18 protein-coding genes are annotated in these 21,764 nt (G+C 52.0%); 12 read left to right on the plus strand and 6 right to left on the minus strand.

Features of this window, described 5'->3' with window-relative positions; all coding sequences use genetic code 11:
- Positions 1-120 precede the first annotated feature (120 nt).
- Positions 121-2,103, minus strand: coding sequence for a TonB-dependent receptor plug domain-containing protein (locus tag Kalk_RS05995; RefSeq protein WP_101893336.1), 1,983 nt, complete (start codon positions 2,101-2,103; stop codon positions 121-123).
- A gap of 15 nt (positions 2,104-2,118) precedes the next feature.
- Positions 2,119-3,246 carry a DUF917 domain-containing protein gene (locus Kalk_RS06000; RefSeq protein ID WP_101893337.1) on the minus strand — a complete coding sequence of 376 codons (1,128 nt, stop codon included), beginning with the start codon at positions 3,244-3,246 and terminating at the stop codon, positions 2,119-2,121.
- 506 nt (positions 3,247-3,752) lie between these two features.
- On the opposite strand from Kalk_RS06000, the gene Kalk_RS06005 reads away from it, so the two are divergent.
- From Kalk_RS06005 to Kalk_RS06020, 4 genes are all read left to right on the plus strand, one after another.
- Entirely contained in the window at positions 3,753-5,681 is a 1,929-nt protein-coding gene (locus Kalk_RS06005; RefSeq protein WP_101893338.1) for a sensor histidine kinase, read from the plus strand.
- Between the two features lie 103 nt (positions 5,682-5,784).
- A complete protein-coding gene (locus tag Kalk_RS06010; RefSeq protein WP_101893339.1) occupies positions 5,785-6,180 on the plus strand; it encodes a response regulator in 396 nt (131 codons plus the stop codon).
- Positions 6,177-7,652: a GGDEF domain-containing response regulator gene (locus tag Kalk_RS06015; protein WP_101893340.1), complete on the plus strand. Its 1,476-nt coding sequence runs from the start codon at positions 6,177-6,179 to the stop codon at positions 7,650-7,652. Before Kalk_RS06010 ends, Kalk_RS06015 begins: the two co-directional genes overlap by 4 nt.
- A gap of 84 nt (positions 7,653-7,736) precedes the next feature.
- On the plus strand, positions 7,737-9,464 hold the full coding sequence (locus tag Kalk_RS06020; protein WP_101893341.1) for a carboxylesterase/lipase family protein: 1,728 nt from the start codon (positions 7,737-7,739) through the stop codon (positions 9,462-9,464).
- A gap of 73 nt (positions 9,465-9,537) precedes the next feature.
- Here Kalk_RS06020 and folE2 read toward each other — a convergent pair whose 3' ends face one another.
- Complete coding sequence (gene folE2 / locus Kalk_RS06025) at positions 9,538-10,470, minus strand: GTP cyclohydrolase FolE2 (RefSeq protein ID WP_324774893.1); 933 nt, start codon at positions 10,468-10,470, stop codon at positions 9,538-9,540.
- A 389-nt stretch (positions 10,471-10,859) separates the two neighbouring features.
- Between folE2 and Kalk_RS06030 the strand changes: the two genes are divergently transcribed.
- The 5 genes from Kalk_RS06030 (at position 10,860) to dbpA (ending at position 16,499) form a co-directional block, all read left to right on the plus strand.
- Positions 10,860-11,606 carry a BPSS1780 family membrane protein gene (locus Kalk_RS06030; protein ID WP_101893342.1) on the plus strand — a complete coding sequence of 249 codons (747 nt, stop codon included), beginning with the start codon at positions 10,860-10,862 and terminating at the stop codon, positions 11,604-11,606.
- 89 nt (positions 11,607-11,695) lie between these two features.
- Positions 11,696-12,337, plus strand: coding sequence for a transglycosylase SLT domain-containing protein (locus Kalk_RS06035; protein WP_101893343.1), 642 nt, complete (start codon positions 11,696-11,698; stop codon positions 12,335-12,337).
- 179 nt (positions 12,338-12,516) lie between these two features.
- The gene (locus tag Kalk_RS06040; protein WP_101893344.1) at positions 12,517-13,107 is read left to right on the plus strand and encodes a LemA family protein; all 591 of its coding nucleotides are present in this window, start codon (positions 12,517-12,519) and stop codon (positions 13,105-13,107) included.
- 4 nt (positions 13,108-13,111) lie between these two features.
- Positions 13,112-15,001, plus strand: a complete 1,890-nt coding sequence (locus Kalk_RS06045) for a M48 family metallopeptidase (RefSeq protein ID WP_101893345.1) — start codon at positions 13,112-13,114, stop codon at positions 14,999-15,001.
- A gap of 112 nt (positions 15,002-15,113) precedes the next feature.
- On the plus strand, positions 15,114-16,499 hold the full coding sequence (dbpA, locus tag Kalk_RS06050; RefSeq protein WP_101893346.1) for an ATP-dependent RNA helicase DbpA: 1,386 nt from the start codon (positions 15,114-15,116) through the stop codon (positions 16,497-16,499).
- A 7-nt stretch (positions 16,500-16,506) separates the two neighbouring features.
- On the opposite strand, the gene Kalk_RS06055 is transcribed toward dbpA, so the two are convergent.
- The gene (locus Kalk_RS06055) at positions 16,507-17,844 is read right to left on the minus strand and encodes a DEAD/DEAH box helicase (protein ID WP_101893347.1); all 1,338 of its coding nucleotides are present in this window, start codon (positions 17,842-17,844) and stop codon (positions 16,507-16,509) included.
- Positions 17,845-18,030: 186 nt separating this feature from the next.
- On the opposite strand from Kalk_RS06055, the gene Kalk_RS06060 reads away from it, so the two are divergent.
- Positions 18,031-18,414, plus strand: a complete 384-nt coding sequence (locus Kalk_RS06060; RefSeq protein WP_101893348.1) for a hypothetical protein — start codon at positions 18,031-18,033, stop codon at positions 18,412-18,414.
- Between the two features lie 50 nt (positions 18,415-18,464).
- Here Kalk_RS06060 and Kalk_RS06065 read toward each other — a convergent pair whose 3' ends face one another.
- Both Kalk_RS06065 and Kalk_RS06070 read right to left on the minus strand, forming a co-directional pair.
- Positions 18,465-19,184, minus strand: coding sequence for a hypothetical protein (locus Kalk_RS06065; RefSeq protein WP_101893349.1), 720 nt, complete (start codon positions 19,182-19,184; stop codon positions 18,465-18,467).
- Between the two features lie 251 nt (positions 19,185-19,435).
- Entirely contained in the window at positions 19,436-20,563 is a 1,128-nt protein-coding gene (locus Kalk_RS06070; protein ID WP_233716824.1) for a GNAT family N-acetyltransferase, read from the minus strand.
- Positions 20,564-20,768: 205 nt separating this feature from the next.
- On the opposite strand from Kalk_RS06070, the gene Kalk_RS06075 reads away from it, so the two are divergent.
- A complete protein-coding gene (locus Kalk_RS06075; RefSeq protein WP_101893351.1) occupies positions 20,769-21,080 on the plus strand; it encodes a hypothetical protein in 312 nt (103 codons plus the stop codon).
- A 59-nt stretch (positions 21,081-21,139) separates the two neighbouring features.
- A complete protein-coding gene (locus Kalk_RS06080) occupies positions 21,140-21,742 on the plus strand; it encodes a DUF938 domain-containing protein (RefSeq protein ID WP_101893352.1) in 603 nt (200 codons plus the stop codon).
- The last annotated feature ends 22 nt before the right edge of the window (positions 21,743-21,764 follow it).

The raw sequence follows: 21,764 nt of genomic DNA on the forward strand, positions 1-21,764 counted from the left end.
GCGCCCATTAAATCAGGAAATCAGCATTGTCGACTTTATGATAAGTTGCCAGATCACTGATCCAGCAACATACGCTAACTTCCTATCAGCCGAAAGTGTACAACCGACAACTCCTAATCACTAATCAAGCGTCAAATTGAACGCCAACATCAAGCTCCGCCCTGCCGAAGGAAAATCAGACATGCCATTGTCGGTCACATCACGGGATGGATTGACAAGATCTTCATCAAATAGATTATAAATAGAACCGGTTACCACCATATGTTGGCTGTCGCTAAACCAAGAAAGCGCCATATCTACCGCCGTCTGCTCAGGCACGGAACTTCGAATATCGCCTGACTCCCGCCCCAAGGAACTTTCATACAAGATCCCAGCGAAGGCTTTCCAGTTTCGAGAAAAACGATGATTCATCATGGCGTTCGCTCGATGCAAAGGCACCTCTGCAACGCGGGCATTTTCCGCTTTGTTTTCTGGATCCTGATAGGTGTAGTTCAGGTTTAAGCTGGAGCCATTCACAAAGCGCACGGCGTATTCCATTTCAACGCCCAGCACTTTTAATTCGCCGGAATTCTCGGAGTAATTAACTGCGCCTGCCCCAGCCGTAGGAATGATAGCGTCATCAATACTGTTGTAAAAACCTGTAATTCGCAGATGACTACGACGCCCAATGACTGAGTTCAGAGTTAACTCCAGGGTATCAATTTCTTCCGGGGTTAAGTCCGGGTTGCCCACTACAGAGTTGTTATTGGTGTTATACAGTTCTCCGAAGGTCGGTGCCCGAAACGCCGAGCCATAAGACGCTACAAGCTGATGCCGATCCATCGCCTGCCACATCACGCTGGCACGTGGATTAAACGTCCCCCCAAAATCGCTGTAGCGATCATAACGAGCACCGGCGATCACCCGTAAATTATCAGCAGGATCCCAGATATCTTGTACAAATGCCGCCACGATATCTCGACTGTGCTCACCGTTCCAATTCATGGTGTCCGACACATCTATCAGCGGACCCGACCCGCCGTTGCTCCACAACTCTACGTCGTACTGGTCCTGGTGTTCAAGCGCCACCCCCAGCAACAATTTATTAGCGTCTGAGAGCGTCTTGCTCCACTGCACCTCAGCACCGATCCGATCATGTTTTATTGGGCTGCGAAGAAAGAGACCGGGCGTATATTCCCAAGTATTATCAAATTCGAAGTGATCAAAATAGAGCTTGCTTATCAATGACGACTGGGGCGAAAGCTCGTAATCATGAGCCGCCTCAAGAAAGTATTCCTGATATAGCTGCTCAGAGCCGTCATTCAATACGCTGAATGCCCCCAAATAGTCTCCTGCTTTTCGTTTAAGGTAGCGCCCCTGAAGACTAAAATCCTGAAACCGCCCTTGGAAGCCAATTTCATAGCGTTGCTGCCAGTAGTCTGTGGTACCGCTACTGCCGAGCGAGTCGAGAGCCATGTCGGATTTCCAACCATCCGTATTGTAGGCATTCAGGTTCAGCGCGTAATCCCAGTTCTGCGACGTTGCGCCTTGCGCCAAGTTCAGCTCAGTGGTATCAAAACTACCAGTAGCCAAATGCACCTGTGAGCCAGCAAGGTCCTCTCCAGATTGGGTAACGATGTTAATTACGGCAACAAACGCATTGGCACCATAGAGTGCAGATCCGGGGCCCCGCACCACTTCAATGACCTGAATGTCTCTCACAGGCATATCGTGCCGACTCAATAACGCCCCACCATTCACCAAATTATTATTTATCGGGTGGCCATTGATCAGAAACAGCACTTTCTCAGAAAAGTCTGTTTTCACCCCTCTTACTTCCAGCGAGGTAACCCCAACATTGATCTGATTGACACCCAACCCAGGCACATGTTTAAGGGCGTCCATCAACGAGCGCGCGCCCATCTGCTGCAGTTGCTCACGGGTGATCACTGTAACGGTCGATCCACTTTTATCCACCCGCTCACGGGTCTTCGTGGCTGCCGTGACGTACTGCTCTGCTTGCAACCACTGAATCTCTTCCTGCAAGGCGGGCAGCTGAGCAGCATGGCCTAGCGGCGCCCCCATCACCAGGGCACCACCTATCATTCTTTTAATTGTGCTCATGTTTTGTCCTGTGCACTATTTGAACAGTGTTTTGGCATCCTCAATGAACCGATATCCACCCAGATTCGGCTGGCCAAACTTTTCCAACAACAACTCGAGATACTTGAAGAACATCAATGGTGTACGAATAGCATCCACTGCCTGCACCCACATCAATGATATCTGCACCGTCTCCCCACTGGCAAACTGACTGCATATCTCAGAGTTAGTCATGGGAGAACCATCTACCCCCATAGAGCAGATCATGTCCGGCCCCATCATAAAGGTGGCTGGCTGTCCGTCAATGTCCACCGTCGCCAACAAGCTCTCGTTAACAAAGTAGAGCGTGACACTCATGCCCGTGTCATCGTTCACCGTAATGGTCCCTACATCAAAACCATCTTCCACCTTGTTCGTCGCTGCCGATACTGTGCCCTTGGACATGATAATAAGATTATCTGAATAATACCCTTCGATGATCGCCTGCACCGCTGACAGAGGGTCAGCAGCAGTCATGGCTGTTCCAATCTCCTTGGCCAGACTCAAACTGCCCGGTACGAAAGCGTCCGGACTGTTGATCTGGGCCCCTGTCACTGGCCAAGTTCCTACCGTCCCAGCGTCCTGTAACTGGGTACTGACCACCTGCCGGACTTGTGCCTCCAGCTGTGTTGCATTGGCAGGATGCAAAGGAAACTGCTCATCCTCCTCACTGACAACCAAGGTTTCATTCACCGGAAACCCCTGTAGAGCATAGGTGCACATACTCATTTGGGGCACCGAACGGCCCGCACCATCACCATCCAGCATGGGAATACTGTATTGTGCACACGCCAACAACGGAATCATTGAGTTCATCGCACCAACTTCTATAGGCAGCACGTACTGAAACTGATCTCCAGTCATTGTCTGCAACCCCGTCAAAGCGTAACCCGGTGAGTTTTTGAAATCCAGATTCGGAGCATCTGGTGCACCTACTCCGCACACCACCAAAAGCTGATCCGAATCCTGCACCTCGCTACTCTCAACGACTTCAACCTCTGTGGCAAACGACATTATGTTATCAATGACCGCATTAGCTGAGGCCACACCGCCACCCCCACCACTGGCAAGAAAACTGGCCCCATTAACAATCACCTGCATGTCTGACTTATTAATTTTATACATACAAACCTCATTACCATTAGTGTCGTTGTTTAGATAGGTTCTAAAAGAGGTTGCTCACATCGCTTTCGTGAAGGATCAGGTTGCGCAGCACGCACGTTGATACGCCTTGATCTGTTAGATATCGGCATAATTGGATCGCTTCCCTGGATTAAAACTGACACGAGAGAGTCCCTTCCCCTCTAAGTGTAGCCAAACACAGCCATCCGTCACGGCCCCCAGGCACTTTCGGCATCGAACACCTACTCCTACAGGCAACAGCACGTTACACTAAAGCCACCGAGTTTGATTCTTCATAACAGGTACCCACACCTTCTGGTACGCAACATAGGCGTGTCAGGATTCTACGGCTATGCTTAGAGTGAGACCGTGACTCTTGAAACTGACTGATATGCGAAGGGATTTGCAATGAGGCTGTGCTTCCCCCTACGACTGCGGAAAGCAGCAACACGTACTGGACTGGTGATCAGATGCGACTACGGCCTGACTAACCCCGTTGAGCCGTGCGTATGACGCATCCGTTTAAAAGAAGCATCCGTAAAAAGCTGGTAACCGTCATGCTGTTGCTGGTGTTGTCCGTGCTGGCTTTGCTCACCTATTGGCAGATCAGTACACAGAAAGATCTGCTGCAGAGTGAACTGCAGAAACAGACTGATCTGATGCTGGAAAACCTCAACAACCGGGCCCTGTTCCAGGCGGACCAGCTAACTCGGCAGACTGAAGAGGAAATAGCGTCCTTTAACCTGTTTGACCTGAGCAGTTCTTTGCTGGAAGTAACCCGCCTCAACCGGGAATTGGACTTTATTATTCTCACAGACGACACGGGGAGGATTGTCATCCATACCGCCGATGCGTCGTTGCAGCAGACCGTATACTCAGACACCCTCTACCAAAATGAGCTTGTGATCTCGATTACGGATGAGCCCCCCATGTTATCTCAGTGGTCCGGGGCGGCGCTGTCCAGGGCTGTGCAGAACGCCAACTCCATTATCTACAGATTACCGGTGGAAGTGGGTAATCGCCAGTGGGGGGAACTGATTATCTCTTACTCCCTGACCAATCTGAAAGCTCAGATCAAAGAATCAGAAGCCGAAAACACGGCGATCATTAACGGTCATACCCTACGCTCTCTGCTGACCGCCACCACCATCCTGCTGATTACCTTTGTCATTATTTCCCGCCTGTCTGAGCGCTTGTCTGCACCCATAGTGAGGCTCACCAGCCTGGCAGAGCGTCTATCCAAGGGGGACTTCTCCGTTGCCAACCAGGTGCAGGTTCAAACCAACGATGAGGTGGGGGTGCTGTCTGCACAGTTTTCAGAGATGGCCGTCAACCTGGAAAAGGCCTACCACGAGCTGGAAGAATACAACCTACTGCTGGAACGCAAGGTCAATGAGCGCACCCAGCAGCTGAATCTGCGCAACGAGGAATTGATCCAGGCGATCAATGAACTGGAAGACAGCCAGCAGCAATTAGTGCATTCAGAAAAGATGGCGGCTTTGGGCCAACTGGTGGCCAGCATAGCCCACGAGGTCAATACGCCACTGGGTGCCATTCAGGCCTCGGCGGGCAACGCCACCAAGTTCTATACGGCGTACGCCAATGATCTGAACAATCTATTTGAGCTGAACAGCCCCCAGGATCAACAGCTCTTTCTATGGGCGCTTCGCAATGCGCGCCCGATGGAATCCCTGACCACCAGGGAAGAACGGGCCGCCAAACGGGCTGCTATTCAGATACTGGACGAAAACGGCATCAAACGGGCCGAGGACATAGCCGAAATGCTGATCGATATGGGTCTGGCGGGGCAAACTGAGGAGTTGTTGCCGCAATTATCCGCCCCTCATCATTTTGAGGTGATCCAGAGCGCCTATCATTTAACCGGTATTATGCGCAGCAATCAGACCATATACAGTGCCACCGCCAGAGCATCCAAAATCGTATTCGCCCTGAAGAGCTTTGCCCGCCAGGACCAGTTTGGCGAGAAGGTTGAGAGCGACCTGAACGAAGGCATCAACACGGTGCTGGTGCTGTATAGCGGGCTGCTCAAACAGGGCTGCGAAGTGGTCAAGGAGTTTGAGCGCCTGCCTTTACTCAGTTGCCACGCCGATGAACTGAATCAGGTCTGGACGAACCTGATCCACAATGCTCTGCAGGCCATGAATTACAAGGGGGTGCTGACCATTAAGACGCGCCTGGATGAGTCCGCCTCCCGCCCCCAGATCATGGTACAGGTTACAGATACCGGCCAGGGTATTCCCCCCGAGTTAAAGAACCGTATTTGGGAATCCTTTTTTACCACCAAGGAATCAGGAGAAGGCAGCGGCCTCGGTTTGGGCATCTGCAAGCGAATTATCGAGAAGCATAATGGCAGAATATTCTTTGAAAGCAGGCAAGGCGAAACCACCTTCACTGTTGTATTGCCATTACAAGCCTAAGTCATTTTTGAATAAATGAAGTTAGGCGTTTACCAAAACAGCTTAAAATGTTTGCTATAGTTAGCAAACGCTTTATTTACCTAAACCTGCAGGAACTTTGGCGTTGAATAAGCCCTACATAATATGTGTTGACGATGATCGCACCATATTGATGAGCCTGAGAGCCCAACTGCGTCACTGGTATCAGGACAAATATGCCATCGAAATCGCCGAAAGCGCCGAAGAGGGCCTGGAGCTGATTCAAGAATTGGTAAAGGATGGTGAAACCATCCGCGCCGTAATCTCTGATTGGCTGATGCCGGGCATGAAAGGCGATGAATTTCTAATCAAAGTTCACCAAGAGTTTCCAGAATTGACCAAAATCATGCTGACAGGCCATGCCGACCCCGAAGCCATTGAACGGACTCAGCAGCAAGCTCATCTGGATTGCTGCATTAATAAACCATGGACACAGGAAGACTTTTTTAAAGCGCTACCGCCCAGCGAGGCCGCCGCATGAAGAAGCCCGTAATAATCTGTGTAGACGATGAAAAAATAGTACTGACGAGCCTGAAGAGTCAGCTATCCCACCAATTTTCCTCAAAGTATCAAGTCGAATTAGCCGAAAGCGCTGAAGAAACCCTTGAACTGATTGATGAACTCATCGAAAGCGGCACCGACATTCCTCTTATTATTGCCGACTACGTTATGCCCGGCATGTACGGCGATGAACTGCTGGTAAGAATCAAAGAGAAGCTACCGGAAACCCTGAGCATCATGCTCACAGGCCAAGCCACTGCCGAAGCGGTGGGTGAGGCGGTCAACCGGGCCGGGCTGTTTCGCTATATCGCCAAACCCTGGCATGAGAGCGATTTTCTCCTCACGGTAAGCACCGCCCTGGACAGCTATACCCAAAAGCGGGAAATACAACGCCGGGATCGCTTTCGCCATGTATTGGCCAAAGTAATATCGTTGGCCCTGAAGCCGGAAACCCTCGATCAACAGCTAGAAACGGCTCTCACCTCATTGCTGTCGATGCCTGAGTTGGCCAGTGGTTGTGCTGCCATTTATCTGCTGGATCAAAACCAAGAGCAACTCGAGCTGCGCACTCAATGGGGACAGGAGTCTGACTTTGCCGCCAGCCAGCCGTTTTCGACCGAGTGCGAACAGCGAGTGGTGCCCAACGGGAGCAAAAGGCCCTGCCGCTTTTATCTGCCCCTGCTCTACCAAGGCACGCCCATGGGTGCGCTGGAAGTAAAAGCACAGTCCAGTGCCAACTGTTGCCAGGAACTGCCCGAGCTATTGGCCTCCTACGCAGAAGCCTTGGCCGGTATCATTCAGCTCAAGCAGTATCATCATGCCCTCGAAAAGCACAACGCTGAACTGGAACACACTGTTCAAAAGCGCACCAAGGATCTGCAGGATGCCTTCGAACAGCAATCCAAGCTCAACAACATCCTGTTGGAGGCCAATCGCAAACTCGATTTTTATGCTTCCATGGACGGCCTCACCTCACTCTACAATCGCCGCTTCTTTCTAAAGCTGGCCAATTCCGAGCTGGAACGAGCACGCCGCTACGCTCATCCCACCACCTTCCTGATGTTGGATCTGGATTATTTCAAAGAGGTTAACGATGAGTTCGGCCATCTGGCTGGCGATCATGTGTTGGAACAGGTCGCCCGCATGCTGGTGGCAGAATCAAGAGAGGCTGATTTGATTGGCCGCCTCGGTGGGGAGGAATTTGCCATACTGTCACCGGAAAGCACCTTACAACAGGCGACACGGCTGGCAGAAAGGATTCGCACCCGTCTTAACAAAGAGATCATCAACTTCGATGGCCACAGCATCAAGCTCACCGTCAGCATTGGCATCGCCGAAGTAGGATCGGAGGAGCCCGATATCCAAGGCGCTATGAGCCGGGCAGACAAAGCACTCTATAAGTCGAAAGGGACCGGTCGTAACACGGTTTCAATCGCAGAAGCTGAAAGCTAAATTACTTTGTTTTTGTCGCAGATAGAGGTAATGTAATTAGGCAACAAGCCTAACAACTACATTATAGCGGCAAGGACAACTCACATGGAACGTATCACTTCTTTTGTGCCCTCAAGGGGCAAAGGGGTCACTCTCAGCGCAATATTTCTCACCTGCCTGCTGGCAGGCTGCAAAGCACCGCAGATCGCTGAAACCGAGTATGGCAAGGTCAAAGGCGCCATCAATACAGAACAACGCACGATCGAATGGCGAGGCATTCCCTACGCTGAACCGCCTGTAGGTGAACTGCGTTGGCAGGCACCACAACCGCCACAGCCTTGGGATAAAACCCAGAACGCGACGCAATTCAGCAAAGCCTGCCCTCAGCTGGGTAGCATGTATGGCCCGGCAGATGATGGCTTCAGCCAGGATCTTTCATTGCAGGACACCTTCGACCTGCCCATCGGCCAGGAGGACTGTCTCTACCTCAACATTCAACGCCCGCTCAACTTGCGCAAGCAGCTGCCGGTGGTGGTGTATCTTCACGGCGGCAGCCATGTGTACGGGGCCGGGGCCCTATACGATGGCAGCCAACTGACGCAACAGGGTGTGGTGTTTGTCACTATTAACTATCGGTTGGGGCTGATCGGCTGGCTTAACCATCCTGCACTGAAAACCGGTGAGAACGATCCGTCAGAATCCGCTAATTTTGGCACCTTGGATATTCTGCAGGCGCTCACCTTCATCAAAAGCAACATTGCAGCATTCGGCGGCAACCCGGACAACATCACGCTGATGGGCCAATCTGCAGGGGCGTCTCATGTTTTCAGCATGATGACATCTCCGCTGGCACATGACCTGTTCCAGCGCGCCGTGATGCTGAGCCCAGGCCTGCTGAACCAAACACCTGACACCGGCCTCGCCTACGCCAACGGACTGCTGGTGGCTTTAGTGATCATGCACAACCTGGCGGAGGATGAGCCAAGTGCCGCCGCGTTCTTGGCTGAACAAGATGCGCAGTGGATCAAAACCTTCCTCTACAGCATGAGTTCAGACACGCTCATTACCGCCACATCGCTGGTGCCTAGCTTACGTATCGCCCCCGCCATATTCCTCGACGGACAGGTGCAACCGGCAGATCCCTATGCTGCCGTGGCCAGCGGACAGTTTAATAACGTTCCGGTGTTGATGGGCATCACCAGTGAAGAAGGCAAACTGTTCACCCAGAACGGCATGCTGGTAGACAGCAAGCAACTGTGGAACCTGATGCAGAGCTTTAACCCCGATGAACCAGCCAGCTCTGCGCAAACGCTGGAAGACATTATCGCGCCCGAACTGCTGCCTGCGGACCGCCCGCAACAAGGTACCTGCGGTGCAGAGGATTATGTCAGCGGCGGCTACGACGATTTCGCCAATCTGTGCGGCGCTCTGGCCCCTACCGCTGTATTCCAGTATCTACAAAACGATGTGTTGCTACCCCTGCTGTCCACCCAGCAGTCGCAGCTTTACGCCTATGAATGGAGCTGGAACCAGCAGCCGTTCCCCTGGAATGTTATTCATGGCTCAGTTCACGCTGGCGACATCGGTTTTATGCTGGGGCTATTTGACACACCCATTTTCAATAATGGCTACAGCATTGCCAACGAACCAGGCCGCCTCGACCTGTCTCAAGCGATGCAGACTGCGTTAGTGAATTTCGCCAAAAACGCAGATCCCAACCACGCAGCACTGACGGACACCTGGCTCCCATGGTCACCTTTGCCAGCAAGCCCAAAACGGCTGCTGTTCGATGCTGATGATCAGGAAAAGCAGGTCATGATGCAGTTCGAATAAGCTCAACCTGAATTGCAGGCACAAAAAACCCCGACGCATCGGGGTTTTTTGTTATTCGTTATTACCTGTTTGATCAAGGCTGAGGCAAGTAACCGCCTTTCAGCCCCTTGGTTACAATCGCTACCGCATTATGGGCGTGCAAACTTTCCAAGTGATTCACGCGTACCCAGAAATCCTGATACGAAACCTGATCATTCATCGCTGCCTGAATCTTGCGGGCCGCATCCTCACAGAACATAAGGTTCTGTCCGTTCAACAACGCGAACTCCTGCTCATCCTCACGCTTGACCGCAGTCTGCACCGGGGTCTTCAAGGCACCTTCCACCACGTCAATCAAGTCTTCCAGTGGGAAATCATCGGTATCATCCGATAAACGCACCTTGATCTCAGCAATACTGCGCTGACTGTGTGGCGTTGCCACAATCCCCTGCTCAGTTCCCAACCAACCGTAGACATCATCGGCCGACACTTGCTGGTCAGCACCAAAATCTTCCCGGAATTGCTTCTGAATCAACTGACGCGCCAAAGCCGCAGAACAGGGGCAAGTCGAAGAATAAGGAATTTCGACCCGCAGCTCGAAATGAAAGCCTTCCGGATCTTCTGTCGCGATGATCCGCGCGGGGTAAGCTTTCCAGCCACTGAATTCACTCTTCAGCGCAGGTCGGCGGGCGAGAAAATCGAAACGGAAATCCACAAACGCCTGATCGCTCAGCCCCTCGTGGGATTCCAGAAACCGCGCCAGCACATCCCGCAGGCTGTGAGCGGTCAGCGTCTGACTGCATAACTCATCCAGCAACAGATACAGCCGGGACATATGAATGCCCTTGGCCTCTGGATTGATCAGGTTTACGTACGCCTGCGCTTTTGCCACAGCATGAGCCACTGAACCATTCCGGGTAGGAATGGACAAAGGTACTTCGATTTCGCTCATGCCCACCCAATCCAGCAAACCCGGTGCTTTGGGCTGGGAAACGGTGGCAATGTCAGGCATTGATTTACTGCCCATTACTGATAAATCCAAAAATTTCATAGTGAAAGAGGGCTCCTCCAAGCATAGCCACTGCCGCGCTTGTTGTAACAGTTCGCTGCACTTGGATAATTAACCCATACGGTTAAGCTCATGACAAGCGGCTAAAATGACGCAGGATTTTATAACAAACTGATCATATTCTGAAATTTACCTTTAATAGACCCTGTAAAACAAAAGGTTATGCTTTATAAATTACTTAAAAATCAATATATTGCATCCAACAGCAAAATCAGGTGATGATAGTCAAATCGATACAACCCAATAGACAATTTTGATCAAAAAAATGCGAAAAACGCCATAATAGTTGACCTAGCTTGTCTAGATTAGGACGAAGAACAACAATAATCCGACCGGAGTAACCCAAAATGCAGAATGATCCACACAGCAGCCCCTACGATGAGCCCACTGCGGCCGTTAATCTTCCCCAAGGGCCGGTCAAACCGGTGTCCGTCACTGCAGGCAGCGGCCTGAACTGGGTCAGCGACGCCTGGGCCCTGTTCAAATCCTCCCCCTGGATGCTCATCGCCCTGTGGCTGGTGCTTCTGGTCGCTGTTACTGCAGCCAATATAATCCCCCTGGTAGGACAACTGCTAACCCCAGTACTGATGGCTGGTTTTATCATGGGGGTTGCCCAATTGGATCGGGGCGAAAAGCTCAGCATTGAATCGATTTTTGCCGGGTTCAAAAACCACGCGGCTCCACTACTGGTGCTGGGTGGTATTTTTATCGTGACGATCATTCTGCTGATATTGGTGTGCTGGCTGTTCGTAGCCCTTGCCATCAACGCCATGAACAGCGGCTCTGGCGTTGCAGTGGTGCTGGGTGCTTTCCTGCTGATCGCCGTCGGTGCCTTTGCAATTCTGATGGTGGTATTCGCCATGTGGTGGTCTCCGTCGCTGATCGTGTTCAATCAGCAACGGCCCTGGCAAGCAATGAAAAACGCCATCATTGCGATCTTTCGTAACTTTATACCCTGCTTGGTTTATGGCCTGATTCTACTGCTTTTATACCTGGTTGTTGTCGTTACCGCAGGGCTTGGTGTAATAGTGGTAGGGCCATTAGTGATAGTAAGCGCATACACCAGCTACAAGGACATCTTCCGCCCCGTGTAACCTTGCATTACATAACCCCTACAAAATTGCCCCGGTGTTTGTGGTTCCATTGTCTACCTTAAATGTGAACCACTTAACACTTTGAGATTATGTTCCGAACCATAGTTTTTCTCACTCTGATATGGGCCCCGGCTACCCTGCTGGCAGACACCCTGTTCGCTCAGGCTGCCAGCCAATACCAACTTAAGCCTGCCCTGCTGAAATCCATTGCCGAGATGGAATCACAACTGCACCCGTGGGCAGTCAACCTGAACTGGGAGGGATTCAAGCCCCGCACCAAAGCCGATGCCGTTGCTCTGGTGAAGGCAACGCAGAACAAGCCCTGGTTGTTACGCCTGGATTACCCGGATACCTCACAGCGCCTGTTTTTCCGTAACAGGCAGGATGCAGCCGCCGCACTGGAGCAAACCAAAAACAACGCAACGCTGTTGGGCATTAACCGCCCCTCAGACTGGGAGATTCGCAAACTGGACACCCGCAGCGTAGACATCGGCCTGATGCAGATAAACTGGAAGTTCCATGGCCGCCACTTTGACTCACTAGAGCAACTGTTTGAGCCTAAAACCAATGTCATGTACGCCGCCAAATACTTGCACAAACTGCTGCGGCGGCACGGATCAACCGAGCGGGCCGTTGCCTTCTACCACAGTAACACCCAGCAATATCAGGCCAAATACCTCTCCTTGTTTCGCCCCATTTATCAAAAGCAGCTGATTCTGGCTCGCCGCTAACCTTACCACCCCATACATCTCACGCTGCGCCTTTAAAAAGCCCCTTAATTTGTGCCTGTTTAAGGTCTATATTGATAACGTGACTTGAAATCGGATATGCCCCCTTGGAAATGTCTCAAGTTACGTGGAATATTAAAGGCCTAACCTAAGCCCCCATTAGATAGACTCGAGGATCAAGCATGTCTGCAGGCTCAATCATTACACTGGTCGTGATCGCATTGGTGGTGGTGTACGCCATCTCCATTTACAACAAACTGGTGGCACTGAAGAACCGCTTCAAGAATGCATTTTCGCAGATCGACGTTCAGCTACAACGCCGCTACGACCTGATCCCAAACCTGGTAGAGACCGCCAAAAAATACATGGCTCACGAGCGTGACACCCTCACCGCCGTGATTGAGGCTCGCAACGAAGCCGCCGCCGCCGCCAAAGCCGCCGCCAACCACCCGGACGATGGCAAAGCCATGCGCACCCTGGGAGGGGCCGAATCCCTGTTGGGGGGCGCGCTGGGCAAATTTTTTGCCTTGTCGGAAAACTATCCCGACCTGAAGGCCAACACCACCATGAACCAGCTCATGGAAGAACTCTCCTCCACTGAAAACCGGGTTGCCTTCGCACGCCAGGCCTTCAACGATGCGGTGATGGAATTCAACACCTACCGAGAACAGTTTCCGAACAGCATCATCGCCGGTGGCCGTTTCCAAGCCGCAGAATTATTGGAAATTGAAGACCAAGCCGCCCGCAAAGGGGTGAAAGTGTCCTTCGACTGAGCCCATGAGTTTTTATCAAAATCAGGACAACGCGCGGCGTAAAACCTGGCTATTGGTGTTTTACTTCTGCACTGCAGTGGTATTGATTATCGCTGCGGTCAATTCCGCCATCTATTTCACCCTGATCCTGGCCAGCGATCTGAACATGCCGCCGCTGCAATGGGTGCAGAACCCCATATGCTGGGGAATAGCCGGCCTGACCTTGCTGGCCATTGTCACTGGCAGCCTGATGCGACTGGCGCAACTTAGTAAAGGTGGACTGTCTGTTGCCATGATGGCTGGCGGCACCCCCCTTGACCCAGCCACCACCGAGCCCAAAGAAAAAATGCTGCTAAACGTGGTGGAGGAAATGGCCATCGCCTCCGGCACCTCCGTGCCACGGGTCTTCATTTTGCGGGAAGAATCCGCCATAAATGCCTTTGTAGCGGGCACAGAGCCACGCAACACCGTCTTGGCCGTCACCAAAGGCACCCTGGAAAAGCTCAACAGAGAAGAGCTGCAGGGCGTAGTTGGCCACGAGTTTTCGCACATTCTGAATGGCGACATGAAGCTTAACGTCAGGCTAATCGGCATTCTTGCAGGCATACTGTTTATTGGTCAGATCGGCGAGTTTCTGCTGCGCGGCCAAAGTCGACGCCGCTACTACGGCAGTCGCTCCAGCAAAGAAGGCAATCAATTAATACCCATTGGATTAGCGCTGATGGCCATTGGCTACGTCGGGCTGTTCTTTGGGCGATTAATTAAAGCCGCCATTTCCCGCCAGCGAGAATTTCTGGCAGATGCGTCGTCGGTGCAGTTCACCCGCAACCCGGATGGCATCGCCAGCGCGCTCTACGCAATCCAACACTATTCAGGTCACAGTTTGCTGATGAGCGCCCACGCCGAGGACATGAATCACATGTGTTTTGGCGAAACCGTAAAAATGCAATTAAGCGGCCTGTTAGCAACACACCCCCCCATCGAAGACCGCATCCGCAGCATCGATAACACCCTGTTGCCACGACTGAAAGCCCGCTTTCGCAAACGGGAACCTGCAGGCACCGAACACGTGCCTAAAGTGTCAACTCCGCCCCAGGCCGCCGCCTCTTTTGCGGCCCAGCCAACAGCGCAGCAACTAAAAGCATCCATTGGCCAGCCGACGCAAGAGCACTATGAATACGCCCAACAGCTGCATCTGAACATTCCCGCCGCCATTAACACCCTGGCCCATCAAACAGATTCTGCAGAAACCATCCTGTACGCGTTACTGCTGCTTGAATCATCCGAGCAGCAGCCACTTCCGGCCGCCATTCCGTTGCAGACCCAACCGCTTAGCCAAACCCTAAGGCAATGCAGCCCGCAAATCAGGCTACCATTACTGGACATTTGTCTGGGCACACTGAAAGCAGCCACCCAAGAGCATCGTCAAAGTATCATCCGCAGCTCAATTGAGCTGATTAAAGTGGACATGAAAATCACTCTATCGGAGTTTGTATACTGCTACCTGATTCAACAAGCACTGGGTGAGATCAAACGCCCGCCCCGCGTAATCAAAAGCTACCAAAAGCTGGAATCGGATCTGGCCAGCCTGTTCAGCACGTTGGTACAAGTCAGCGGCGACACACCGGACAAACAGTCAGATAATTTCCGCCAGATCATGCAGTACTACAGCAACAAAGATTACTCATCTTGGCTGCAACAGCCACCCACACCCAAGATGCTGAACCGCGCACTGCAGCAACTGAACCGATTGGCACCGTTACTCAAGCAGCCTGTGGTAGACGCCTGTGTGGATTGCATCCTGCACGACAACAAAGCCACCGTGAAAGAAATGGAGTTGCTGCGTGCAATCTGTGAGGCGCTGGAATGCCCCTTGCCACCGATTCTCATATGCGATGGCGATCGGCCACAATAACCGCCACTACCCTACCGATCACACCCTCTGACACCCGTTTTGGCACCGACTCTAGGGTGACGGCCCATTCAGTGGTAAAGTGTCGCCCGTCATTTAGTAAGAGATTGCCCCCTTGAAACCGAATTCCTTTGCCTCCCTGTCCCTGCATCCCGATCTGCTCAAAAACCTAAGTACCCTTGGTTATGAGGAGATGACCGCCATTCAGGCACAAAGTCTGCCGCCCATTCTGACGGGTAAAGACATCATTGGTCAGGGCAAAACCGGATCAGGCAAAACGGCCGCCTTCAGCCTTGGCCTGTTACAGAACCTGCAGGTAAAAAGGTTCCGCGTGCAATCGCTGGTGCTGTGCCCCACTCGAGAGCTGGCTGACCAGGTGGCCAAGGAGATTCGTCGACTGGCTCGCACCATTCACAACATCAAGGTACTGACCCTGTGTGGAGGCATGCCCATGGGCCCTCAGATTGGATCGCTGGAGCACGGCGCGCACATCATTGTCGGCACGCCAGGGCGAGTGGAAGAACACCTGCGCAAAGGCACCCTGAACCTGGAGGAGCTGAACACCTTCGTTCTGGATGAAGCGGATCGCATGCTGGACATGGGCTTTCAACCGGCTCTGGATGCTATCGTGGAATACATCCCGAAGCAGCGCCAAACCCTGCTGTTCAGCGCCACCTTCCCGCCCCAGATCCAATCCATTGCCAAGCAAATCATGCAAAGCCCGGTGATGGTAAAAGTAGAATCAACCCACGACGACACCAGTATCCAGCAGCACTTTTTCAAGGTGGGCAGCGAAACCCAGCGCATGACTGCACTGCGCCTGATACTGATGCAACAGCAACCTGAATCCGCCGTGGTGTTCTGCAACACCAAGCGGGACACCCAGGATGTCGCCGATGAACTTAGCTCCTATGGGTTCAGTGCCGTCGCCCTGCACGGAGATCTGGAGCAACGAGATCGCGATCAAACCTTGGTACGATTTGCTAACAAAAGCGCCTGCGTTCTTGTGGCTACCGATGTAGCCGCCCGCGGCCTGGACATCGAAGATCTGGATGCAGTGATCAACTACAACCTGGCGCGGGAAACCGACGTGCATGTACATCGCATTGGTCGCACAGGCCGCGCAGGCAGCAAGGGTTTGGCCTGCACGCTGTATAACGACAAAGAGCAATACAAAGTAGATAAACTGGGGCATGTTTTAGGCATAGAGATCACCCCGGATCCATTGCCTCCTGAGCATCTGCTGGATCAACCGATTCCCACCGCCACCATGGCCACCATACAAATCGATGGTGGTAAAAAACAGAAAGTCCGCCCAGGAGACATCCTCGGAGCCTTAACCGGTGATCATGGCATCGACGGACGCGACGTGGGGAAAATACAAATATTCGACAATGCTGCCTATGTCGCCGTGGATCGTGGCGCAGTAAAGGCAGCACTGAAAAAACTAACCGAGGGGAAACTCAAGGGGCGCAACTTTAAAGTGCGCCACTTGCGCTAACGGCCAATTACTTTTTAAAGTTGGCGTAGGGTTTATTACCACCTGCCGCAGGCTTGCGCACCGGCTTTCGACCCGGCTTTTTCGCAGGCGGCTGATGTCCGGTAGCGTTATCGGCAGAACGCTGGCCATCCTTGTGCTCTGGGCGCGGCGGCCTCGGCTTTTTGGGTTTCTTGTTGCGGGAAGGCTGACGTACAGGCCGGGACTCCAAGGCATGAACCGGCTCAAAGCCAGGCACAATCTCTCGATCCAGTTCACGTTGAATCAACCGCTCAATATCAAACAACAGCTTGGCTTCGTCTGCACACACCAACGAAACCGCTTTGCCGCTGGCTCCCGCACGCCCGGTGCGACCTATACGGTGTACATAATCCTCCGGGACATTCGGTAATTCGAAGTTAACCACCTGTGGCAATTGATCAATATCCAAACCCCGCGCCGCAATATCCGTGGCCACAAGAACACGCACTTCACCCTTTTTGAAATCCGCCAACGCCCTCGTGCGGGCCGACTGGGTTTTATTGCCGTGGATCGCCGATGACGTGATGCCCTCCACCTCCAGATGACGACTTAACTGGTTAGCACCCCGTTTGGTTTTAGTAAACACCAGCACCTGTCCCCACTGATTCTTACGAATCAATTCCACCAACAGATTAGGTTTTTGTTTCTTGTCCACCGGGCACACCAACTGCTCAACCAAACTGGTGGTGGTATTGGGGGGCGACACCGAAATCTCCACAGGGTTATTCACCAAGGTTTTGGCCAGCGTTCGGATTTCGTTGGAAAAGGTGGCAGAGAACATCATGGTCTGACGTTGTTTGGGCAACAGCGAAATGATTCTGCGAATGTCATGAATGAACCCCATGTCCAGCATGCGGTCCGCTTCATCCAGCACCAGTATTTCCAACTGCTTGAATTTCACCGCATTCTGATTATACAGATCCATTAACCGGCCGGGCGTGGCCACTAAAATATCCACCCCCTTACGCAACCGCATCATTTGCGGATTGATCTTTACCCCTCCAAATACCACCGCTGAACTTAAAGGCAAATTGGCACCATAAAGGGCAACGCTTTCGGCCACCTGGGCCGCCAATTCGCGAGTGGGGGTTAAGATCAGGCATCTGACCTGATTGGGCTGGGCTCGCTGCCCCTTCGACAAACGCTCTAAAATTGGCAACGTGAAACCGGCGGTTTTACCGGTTCCTGTCTGAGCCGCCGCCATTACATCTTTACCTTCCAAAACCACCGGTATGGCTTTGGCCTGGATTGGGGATGGGGTGTCATAACCCTGTTCGGCCACAGCTTTCAGGATGGGGGCAGAAAGGCCCAAAGAGGAAAAACTCATAAAATGATCCAAATGTTGAAACGGCCCCAACTATTTGGTCGGCCGCCATTGCGGTGCTGAAGAGTACAGGATAACCCCTCTATTCACCATAGCAGCATGGTCATTTAAACCCCACATCGTTGAGTCAGGCTAGAGGCTGTGAGAGGATCGAACCAGCATCACCCTTAATAAAGTTAGGAGACAATCATGAACAACAAAACCACCCTCGGCCTGTTCGCTCTGATACTTGGCACATTTTTCATGCAAGGCTGCACCATTTACTGGAGTGGATCGATAGATAACAAAAGCGGTATGAACATTTCGGTAAGCGGCGATGACGCCAAAAAGACCACCTGGAAAATCAGCACCGATGAAACGGTAGAAATCACCTGGAAGTTCAAGTGCCTGGAAATATCAGAAAGCGGTGACGCCTATTTCTTCGACGCGCAGAATGCGCCCAAAGGTGCGTTACGAATGGAAGGCATCACCTATACGGTTTATACCCTTTATAGAGAACACCAACTCTACTATCAGCTGGAAGATGGCACAGTACAGGCCCTACCCAAGCTGGAAAGTTGTCCCGCCGCGTAAGCAAAAACAGGTGCGCCAGATGGTTTCAACATCTGGCGCATATCTGCCCTTTATCTGACCTTGCCCAGCTGGCGTGCATCCACCATAAATCGTGTCTTCACAGAAGGCATTTCCGCATGAAGAAAACTGCTCACATCATCGAGCGTTACAAAACCGTTGTCCACGCCACCCAGGTAGGCAAAGATAAGTTTTGTTTCTGTACGCCCTGCCGTGGTGATACCAACGCCTTCCCCGTCGCAGGTTTCCAGCTTAACCTGTAGGATGTCATCGTAAACCAAATGGCCCTGCTCGTCCGCCAATTCACCCAATCTAGTAATAGTAGCGTCCCGCCTGTCATCACTTACTTGCGTACCACCATATTCAAAAGTCAAACCACAGTCATGTGCAATACCGGCTGCTTCATGCAAACGCTCGATGTCAACACCACTACCACCTGGCTGGCCTACTGCAGCAGTAGCCGCTACGGTTCCACACTCAAGCACGGCACAACCAAATTCCTGTGCTGCACTGGTAAGCTCAGAGGTTGATATATCAAGGTCACCCTGATTTGCAAAGGTTTCATCAAACAAGCCTGAGCGCTCCAACATACGCACAAACGGACACATAATTTCAATGTTCTCTTGCCTTGTACTGCCCTGCTCTACGCTGGGATATTCGGCCACCAACTGCTCACGTGAAGGGCCTGGAGCATCAGAACACCCGGCGACAAAAATGTTCGTAGCGACAAGCAGAAGAGCAGCAGACCATGTGGATTTTTTTATGATTATCATTATTTAACTCCCATGAATTTATAGTATGGCCAATTAATTACGCACGCTTTAGACATCGCCCCTCGGGCAGGAAAACAAGAAAATCGGAGCACGACGTGCGCCACCATTGAAACAGCTACAAGGACAAACGCAAACTTAAGCTAGACAGTTTGTGATTAACTTGAAAGTTGGTGCAAAAAGCAGCAAACGACTGATAAGTGCAGAAGATAAATGGCCGGAAGTCACAATTAAATCCACTACTGATACATTTGCTACTTATAAGGAAGATACTCTGCTGCGTGCTCCCGATAGCGTTCTGTCTGCTGAATCTCTGCCCGCAAAAACTCGGCAATCGCATCACGAAACCCGGAATGATCAATCCAATGCCACGACTGTGTGGGCACCGGCTCAAAGCCTCGCAACAGTTTATGTTCACCTTGGGTGCCCGGATCAAATCGCTGCAGACCACGCTCAATACAAAACTCTATTCCCTGATAAAAACAAGCCTCGAAGTGCAAACAATCCACCGCTTGTAACGCCCCCCAATGACGCCCATACAATGTGGTTTCATCAAAAAAGCAGATAGCCGCCGCGATAAGATGATCATCCCGAAACGCCTGCACCATCATGATCTGATCCGCCAGAGCTTTGCCAACGTTTAAGAAAAACTCCAAGCTTAGATAAGGGTTCATACCTCGCTCGTGGTAGGTATTGCAGTAACACCCATAAAACTCTATCCAGTTTTTTTCATCAAGCTCAGTCCCCAGCTTGCGCATCAAGGTAACGCCTTGCTCACCCACTTTATTGCGCTCACGCCGCATAGACTTGCGTTTTCGCGACTTCATCTGGCCTAGAAAATCGTCAAAACATTCATAGCCCTGATTGAACCAATGAAACTGCGTATCCCTTCGCACCAACACCTCATCATCAGACACCGGTAAGCGGTCTCCTTGGGCAAACAAAAGATGCCAACTGGAGCTTTCTCCGTCCTTCAGCATCTGTTTGATGCAGTGAACGGCTTCGCGCCAAAGCGTTACTTCATCTGCACCTGGCTTGGTCCACCAGCGCGGCCCCAAACTGGGGGTAAACGGAATCGCCGTTAGCAATTTAGGGTAATAACGCAGCCCATGGCGCTCATAGGCATTGGCCCAGCTCTGATCAAACACAAACTCGCCCCAGGAGTGTGATTTGCGATATAGGGGCAAAAAGAACACCGGCTCACCCTCGGCTTCGATCCACAGATGCAGCGGTTGCCACCCTTGCTGCGCAGACACGCAACCGGACGCCTCTAACGCCGTCAGGAACGGGGTGGAAAAAAAGGGGTTACCGCCCGATGAAGTGAGCGCTGCCTGAATAGCCTCAGGCACATCTACAAACCTATTTTCGAGGTGAATCATCATCCTGAACGCCCAGCAGACCAATAAACGACCAACAAATGATCAACACCTATTCCCACATAACAAACTAGTTGATCTTTTCGCCAAACATGGTACTAAATTACACAAGGAAAAGAACAATCCAATAACAAGAACGCAATAAGCACAGTAGAGCTAACAAGGATGGTTAGAGCAGTCATGATAACGGCAGAACACAAAGGGCAGCGTTATGAGCTTATTTCAAAACAAATCGGATTACTTCCTGAAAGGTGAGGATCAACTGGATGTTTTTCACCTGGGCCCCCACGGTTGCGATGTCATGTTCAGTCGCTACGAGGCCGACACCGCGGTCAACACCGCCATCAACGCCGTCAACTGCAAATGCCTGGTTGTACAAGGCACCCTCTCGCTGACCATCGACCAGCACCGCACCCACTACCAAACCGGTGACTGGTTTGAAATTCCCCGCCATACCGAATACGACCTGCATTACAACAGCGATTGTTCCATTATTGAATTCTGGTTCGACCCGCCTCGCTAGAGCAGTGGTTTGCCTCAAACAGGGCGGCTGCGTTATGCTGCCGCAGCGAGGATTACGCCATGAATAAACCCTTTTCACAAGCCTGCGAAAACAACAAGCACCCCATACTCGAAGTGCTCAGCCAATACCTGACCCAGCCTGGCAGCTTATTGGAAATAGGCAGCGGCACCGGCCAGCACGCGGCCTACTTTTCTGAAGCTTTGCCCCATATACACTGGCAACCCAGCGATGTGCCAGAGCACCTTCCGGGGATCAATCAGTGGCGCCATGGAGCATCCAACACCAACCTGGCTGCGCCCATCGCTTTTGATGTAACGGTTGCAGCAGACAAACCTGCTCCCCATGATCACCTGTTTTCAGCCAACACTTTGCATATTATGAGCTGGCAAGCCGTTGAAGCGCTGTTTCAATTGCTGCCTGATCTGATCGCCCCCTCCGGTTACGTGTTCCTCTACGGCCCTTTCAAATACCAAGGCCAATACACCAGTGACAGCAACAGGGATTTCGATGCGTGGTTAAAGCAGCGCGCCCCTCATCAAGGGATTCGTGATTTCGAGGCCATCAGCGAGCTGGCCCATGGTGCGGGTATAAAGTTGGTTGAGGATGTCAGGATGCCTGCCAATAACCAAACTCTGGTATGGCAAAAAGCCCCCAAAGCCTGACAATGCCGGCGTCAGGGCCAGT

The sequence above is a fragment of the Ketobacter alkanivorans genome, assembly GCF_002863865.1.
GTDB classification, from domain to species: domain Bacteria; phylum Pseudomonadota; class Gammaproteobacteria; order Pseudomonadales; family Ketobacteraceae; genus Ketobacter; species Ketobacter alkanivorans.